Genomic DNA, 6,636 nt, shown 5'->3' with positions numbered 1-6,636 from the left:
CAGCACAGGCCCGCAGCACGGGAAGCTAGCGCCGAACTTCGGCCAACCCTGGCCTATAATCCACCGGATCAGGGTGAAAATACGCAGGAATCCGCACCACGCGCGGTATCCGGCACCTCCGGTGATTCTCGACTTCAGATGTCTCTCTGACGTCCATGACGATTGCAAGGCAAGTCTTGCGTTTCGTGGTGGCCGACGATCATTCGATCATGCTCACCGCCGTCACCACCTCTCCCGTTGCGATGGGCGAGCGCGGCGTGGCGAAGTCGGCAAGCGGCGCGGCCCTCAGTGCACATGCCGGGCCGCGCAGCGTGCTTCGCGCATGCGCAGCGCAACTTGACTGTTATTTCAGCCCGAACGCCGAACCGGTGCACGATGCGTTCGAACACGGGGTTGCATAATGCCACGCCGCTTCCGCCCGGGCTTTCCGTCCCACGCCGCGCCCCTCAATGCGCTCAAGGCGCTCGATCTGAACCTCAAGCGCGAACGGCACGTCTTCACGATACTCATCGGACTCCTGATTTTCGTGGCCCTATGCCTGTCCGCCATAGAGATCGCGGGCATCGGATACGCATCGCTTCGCATATACGCACTGTACTTGCGCGATGCAAGCACGGAAGCCGGCAGGGTAATCGAGCGGCGCGTCTCGTTGCTCACGGGCGCGGCCGCCGTGCTGATGCTGACGCGCGACGCCACGACATCGTCCGGACTCTCGCCGGCCGACCAGGCACCGGTGCGGTGTACACGCGAGTTCAGCGAACTCCGCGCGTCGCCGCAACTCGAAGCAACTTGCAACCACGCAGCAAGGCTTGCGAACAAGATCTCATCGGACGTGCCCATGTTGTTCCTGCGCGTGGACGGCAGCGCCGCATACGCCTACCGGCTCCCGCTCGACCCAGGCGCAATCGAAAAGTCCGAGCAACGCAAGGGCGACGCGGCACGACTCCTCATCGACGCCGCGCTCGCGAGCATGGCGGCGCGCGGCCTGATCCCATCACCGCAGCGCGCGAATGGCAGGTCACCTGGTTCCGGCCACCGCCTGGCACCGGCTTCCCACCCGGTATCGTACTGGGCGTATTCAGCGTGCCGAGAGGCGACAAACCCTACGCACTGCTGATTACCAGCATCGACCCCAAAGCGCTCCCGCATGTTGATGTAGGCGGCGCCAAGTTCGAGCCGACGCTCCTCGGCAGGGACGGCTACAGGCTCACTGGCCCGCTGCCGGACGCGCGCGCGCAGGACATCGACCAGCGCGTCGCGAAGCTCGCGCCGGGCACCTTTCACTGGACCGTGCGCTACGGCTGGGTGCTGCGCGAGCGGCCGCTGGCGTACGATTTCGGCCACTACCTGATAGCGCTCTCGTGGTTCGATTTGCTGTACCCGGCCCGCGCGCCGCTCGCCATCACACTGGTTCTCACCGCGGCACTGGTCACGCTGCTCGTCACGCTCAGGGGCTACTGGATCCGCCGCGTGCTCGCGCGAACCTACGACGAAGCCACGCGCGCGGTCGAGGGCGAATTGCTCAATCACCTGCTCGTGCACGCAACGCCCGTGGGCTTGTGCATCGTGAGGCGCGGCAACTTCGAGATCGTCGTCGCCAATCAGATCGTGCGCAACGTCCTTGGCCTCGACGAGCACGCAACACGCCTGCCGGCCGCGCTATGCGACGAGTTCGAAACGCGCTGGCCGTCGCCGGGCCCCCCGCCCGACGACGACGCGACGCCGGTATTCGAGCTGCCGTTTTCGCTGGAGCGGCCCGGCGAGAGCGCGCTGCACCTCGCCATCACTTATGCGCCCGCCACGATGAATCGCGAAGACGTGATGTTCTGCGCGATCGCCGACATGTCGAAGCACTACGAAGCCGAACGCCTGCTACGCGAAGCCAAACGCATGAGCGACGAAGCCGCGCGCGCGAAAGTCAGCTTCTTTGCCGCGATGAGCCACGAGATCCGCACGCCGCTCGCTTCGCTCGTCGGCAATATCGAACTCGTGGCTCGCGGACCGCTCGCCCCCGAACAGGGCGCGCGCGTGCAGGCCATGCAAATTTCCGCCGAGGAACTGTTGCTTATCGTGGGCGACGTGCTCGACTTCTCGAAGATCGACGTGGGCCTGATGAAGCTGAACGAAGACGTGGGCTCGGTCGCCGCGCTGCTCGAGCGCATTGCGCTCGCTCACGCGCCGCTCGCCGTGCGCCAGCGTCTGCCTTTCTATCTCGTGATGGACCGCGCGCTGCCGGCGCGGCTCACCTTCGACGCCCTGCGGCTCGCGCAGATCGTCAACAACCTGCTCAGCAACGCGTTCAAGTTCACGCAATCGGGGAAGATCGTGCTGCGCGCCCTCTGGCGCGACGAGGCGCTCGAAATCAGCGTAAGCGACTCGGGCTGCGGTATCCCCGACGACCTGAAGAAGGACCTGTTCCAGCCGTTCACGCAAGGCGACGGCCACCGTTTCACGCAGGCGCGCGGCACCGGCCTCGGGCTTTCGATCTGCGCGCGTCTCGCACGCTTGATGCAGGGCCGCGCGGAGATCGACAGCACGCTGGGCGTGGGCACGCGTGTGAGCGTCATCCTGCCGCTGCGCCGCGACGGCGAAGCGACAGCGGGCGACGAATGGACGCTGCCAGAAAAGCATCCGGCCATCTTGTGCCGTGCCCCCGAGAACCGCGAATGGCTCGGCAATCTGTTCGACACTCGCGTGAGTACGCCGACTTTCCTGAGCCGCGATGAGCCCCCGCGCGAAGGCACGTTCGACTATCTACTCGTCACCAACGAGTTCACGCCGGACGACGTGCAGCCGCTCTGGAGCGACGCCTCAAGCATCATATGGCTGCGCCAGGAAGGGCCGCTCGTACCGCTCGCACTCGAGGGCGGCGGCGCGGAGGTCAGTCTGTACAGCCTCTCCGGCATCCGTGCCGCGACCCGGATGCTGCACCCGGACGCCGCGACGGCTGCGCGATCACCGCAGCGCCCGGCCGGCGCACCCGGCGAGGAAGACCACTTCCCGTCGCTCACGGCGCTGATCGCCGAGGACAATCTTCTCAATCGCGGTGTGCTGCGCGACCAGTTGCGCACCCTCGGCGCGACGGTGGTCGAAGCCAGGGACGGCGAGCAAGCACTGGCGCGGCTCGGCGAGCAAGCGGTGAATCTGGTCTTCACCGATCTGAACATGCCGGTCATGAACGGCTACGAATTGCTGAAGGCAGCACGCCTGAAGTATCCGCATCTGCCGATCTACGCCGTGAGTTCGAACGCATTGCCCGAGCAGATCGCGCAAGGCCGGGCGACAGGCTTCACCGACTACCTGAGCAAGCCCGTCACGCTCGCCGAGCTTGCGCGCGTGCTGGCAGAAGTGGCAGCGCAAGCCGGCAGCACACACAGTGCGCCCGACGAGGATGCCGAGCCGCCCCGCTTCCCGGTGCTGGCGCCTGCGGTCGTGAATCTCTTCATCGAACAGGCTGATCACGACATCGCCGATTACGCGAACATTGCGCAGCAGCACGATTTCAGGCGGCTGCGCGAATGGGCACATCGCGTGTCGGGTGGTCTTTCGGTGCTCGGACCTTCGAGGCTCGACGAAGCCTGCCGCGAACTGCGCGCGACGATGCATGAGGCGGGCGAGTGGACTGAAGAAGTGGAAGAACTGGCCGGTGCCATAGTGGCCGAGCTGGCAGCGTTGCGCGCGAGTGCATCACAAGGCGAGGATTCCTGAGCAAACAGGCGGTGGCCGAATGCTCGACGCTCACCGCCGTCGCAAGAAAGCAGAGCCGGGACTCTCGAAGGCAGCTGCCGTGTTTTTCGGCTTGCCGTGACCTGCGCACGCCATAGCGCCGCCCATTCGTGAAGCGCGAGGATGGCTGGCGCCGCTGCGGCGGCAAGCGTTCGCGACGAGGAAACGGGCGGCATCCGGCGCCGCCCGTCATCGGCAAGGGCGTGAATTCAGAACGGCTTGATGACGGCGAGCGCCACGGCCGCCAGCATGCCGAGCACCGGCAATTCGTTGAACATGCGATACCACTTGTCGGAGCGGCGGTTCTCGCCGCGCTCGAACGTCCTCAGGAGGCGTCCGCAGTACGCGTGGTAGAAAACGAGCAGCAAGACCACGCCCACCTTCGCGTGTATCCATCCCTGGCCGCGCCCGATGCCCACCACGAGCCACAGCCACAGCCCGCAAAGCAGTGCCGGCACGGCGATCAGCGTCATGAAGCGGTAGAGCTTGCGCGCCATGATCAGCAGGCGTTTGATCGCCGCGGGCTCGGTTTCCATTGCGAGATTCACGAAAATCCGCGGCAGGTAGAACAGGCCCGCGAACCACGAAGCGATCAGCACGATGTGAAACGTCTTGACCCAGAGCATCGACATTTTTTTTCTTCTTGATGGGCGATTGATGGTTGCGGCGGCACGCACTTCACGGCGCTCGCCGCCGCACACGAAAGACGGCTACTGGCGGCCTTCTCCGTGGCCGAGCACCACGTATTTCAGCGAAGTCAAACCTTCCAGGCCAACCGGCCCGCGTGCATGCAGCTTGTCGTTGGAAATGCCGATCTCCGCGCCAAGGCCGAACTCGAAGCCGTCCGCAAAACGCGTCGAGGCATTTACCATCACGCTCGCGGAGTCGACTTCACGCAGGAAACGCATGGCGCGGTCGTGGTCTTCGGTGACGATCGCATCGGTATGGTGCGAGCCGTAGGCGTTGATATGCTCGATCGCGTCGTCGAGCGAGTCCACCACCTTCACGGCCAGCACCGGCGCGAGATACTCGGTGCGCCAGTCTTCTTCGGTGGCGTCGACCAGCGGGCTCACGCCCGCGTCCGCGAGAATCGCGCGCGCTGCGGCGTCCACACGCAGCTCCACGTCCTTTTCGCGATACAGCTGGCCAAGCGGCGGCAGCACTTCATGGGCGATGCCTCGCGCCACGAGCAGCGTTTCCATCGTGTTGCAGGTGCCGTAGCGGTGGGTCTTCGCGTTGTCGCACACGGTCAGCGCCTTCGCGAGATCGGCGCGGTCGTCCACGTACACGTGGCAGATGCCGTCGAGGTGCTTGATCATCGGCACGCGCGCCTCGGCCATCAGGCGCTCGATCAGGCTCTTGCCGCCGCGCGGCACGATCACGTCCACGTATTCCGTCATGGTGATGAGCTTGCCGACGGCGGCACGGTCGGCGGTTTGCACGACCTGCACCGCGTCTTGCGGCAGGCCCGCCGCCGCCAGCCCCTCGCCGATCAGCTTCGCGAGCGCCCTGTTGCACTCGAGCGCCTCCGAGCCGCCACGCAGGATCGTCGCGTTGCCCGATTTCAGGCACAGCGCCGCTGCGTCGATCGTTACGTTCGGCCGCGACTCGTAGATGATGCCGATCACGCCGAGCGGCACGCGCATCTGCCCCACCTGGATGCCGCTCGGGCGGAACTTGAGGTTGCTGATCTCGCCGATCGGGTCGGGCAGCGCGGCGACCTGGCGCAGGCCCTCAACCATCGTCCGGAGCGCCTTGTCCGAGAGCGTGAGCCGGTCGATGAACGCCGCATCGTGGCCTTTCTCCTTCGCGCGCGCGAGGTCGCGTGCGTTCGCTTCCTTCAGTTGCAGCGCGTCACGCTCGATGGCTTGCGCCACCGCTTCGAGCGCGGCGTTCTTCGCGGCGGTCGAGGCTCGTGCCATAGTGCGCGAAGCCTTGCGGGCGCGGCGGCCGAGGTCGGTCATGTACTGGTCGATATCCATGATGTGTTTCGTCTTGCGGCGCACCGATCGCAGTCGGGTTGCGCGGGCGCGGTTCGATTCAAAGCGGTTCAGGCCGATTCTAAGGCCTGCCGCCGGGGTTTGCTGCACGTGTCCCGAAAGCTCGGAGCATGCGGGCCGGCCACGCAAGCGCTACAGAAGCAGGGGCGAGAGCGCTGCATCGCTGCAACTCGGGCGCGAGCAGGTACCGACGTACCGGTTCGGGCGGCCGGGAAAAGCTTCAACCCGGCCGGCGCGACGGCCCTGCGGTGCGCGGTCGTGCCGCAGCCGCTGCAGCCGCCGCCGCTGAGGCAGGGCTGTCCGGTCGACCCGCTTGCGCGCGCCCGGCTGCGGCATGGCCGCGCACAGCCGGCGCGGCCGCTTCGCGCGGCGCCGCGACGGTCATCGCCAGCTCGAACAGGCCGTCCCAGGCGTCGGGCGGCAGCGCATTGCGCCACTCGCCGCGCGCCTGGCCGCTCAGCCCCTTCACCTGCCGGTCGAGCCGCGCCGCGAGCGCGAGGCCGCGTTCGAGCGTCGACTCGCTCAAGCGCGAGAGCGCCGGCCCGATGAGCCGCTCACGCGGCCCCCAGACGCGGTTCTCGCGCAGGAGCATGGCGAGCGGCTTGCCCGCGGCCACGCCGCGCTTGATGCGCAGCAGCGTGCGGATTTCCTCGACCACGGCCCACAGCACGAGCACCGAGGCCTCGCCTTCACCTCGCAGCCCGTCGAGCATGCGGGCAAGGCGGCCGACATCGCCGGTCAGCATTGCTTCGTTGAGCTTGAAAACGTCGTAGCGCGCGACGTTGAGCACGGCGTCGTGAATCTGCTCGAAGCTCAGCGCGCCTTGCGGATAAAGCAGGCCGAGCTTCTGGATTTCCTGATGCGCTGCCAGCAGATTGCCTTCCACGCGCTCGGCCACGAATTGCAGCGC

At 66.4% G+C, this 6,636-nt stretch carries 6 protein-coding genes; 3 read left to right on the top strand and 3 right to left on the bottom strand.

All coding sequences use genetic code 11. The features are described from left to right. Positions 1 to 155: 155 nt before the first annotated feature. Genes VMJ11_RS24845 through VMJ11_RS24835 form a run of 3 tightly spaced genes read left to right on the top strand, consistent with a single transcriptional unit; the run spans position 156 to position 3,708 of the window. Positions 156 to 401, top strand: a complete 246-nt coding sequence (locus VMJ11_RS24845) for a hypothetical protein (protein ID WP_325622745.1) — start codon at positions 156 to 158, stop codon at positions 399 to 401. After that, positions 401 to 1,117 (top strand): hypothetical protein, encoded by a 717-nt coding sequence (locus VMJ11_RS24840; RefSeq protein WP_325622743.1) that lies wholly within the window; start codon positions 401 to 403, stop codon positions 1,115 to 1,117. The genes VMJ11_RS24845 and VMJ11_RS24840 overlap by 1 nt, the downstream gene beginning before the upstream one ends. After that, positions 1,084 to 3,708: a hybrid sensor histidine kinase/response regulator gene (locus tag VMJ11_RS24835; protein ID WP_325622741.1), complete on the top strand. Its 2,625-nt coding sequence runs from the start codon at positions 1,084 to 1,086 to the stop codon at positions 3,706 to 3,708. The genes VMJ11_RS24840 and VMJ11_RS24835 overlap by 34 nt, the downstream gene beginning before the upstream one ends. A 227-nt stretch (positions 3,709 to 3,935) precedes the next feature. Here the strand turns inward: VMJ11_RS24835 and VMJ11_RS24830 are convergent, their stop codons facing one another. The 3 genes from VMJ11_RS24830 to holA all read right to left on the bottom strand — a co-directional run. After that, a complete protein-coding gene (locus VMJ11_RS24830; RefSeq protein WP_325622739.1) occupies positions 3,936 to 4,358 on the bottom strand; it encodes a CopD family protein in 423 nt (140 codons plus the stop codon). A gap of 78 nt (positions 4,359 to 4,436) precedes the next feature. Then, a complete protein-coding gene (locus tag VMJ11_RS24825) occupies positions 4,437 to 5,708 on the bottom strand; it encodes a glutamate-5-semialdehyde dehydrogenase (RefSeq protein ID WP_325622737.1) in 1,272 nt (423 codons plus the stop codon). A gap of 238 nt (positions 5,709 to 5,946) precedes the next feature. Beyond that, the coding region (gene holA, locus VMJ11_RS24820) for a DNA polymerase III subunit delta (protein WP_325622735.1) at positions 5,947 to 6,636 on the bottom strand (690 nt) is incomplete at its 5' end.

The organism is Paraburkholderia sp. (assembly GCF_035501035.1).
Taxonomy (GTDB): Bacteria; Pseudomonadota; Gammaproteobacteria; order Burkholderiales; family Burkholderiaceae; genus Paraburkholderia.
This window is presented reverse-complemented; position numbering and strand designations above follow the sequence as displayed.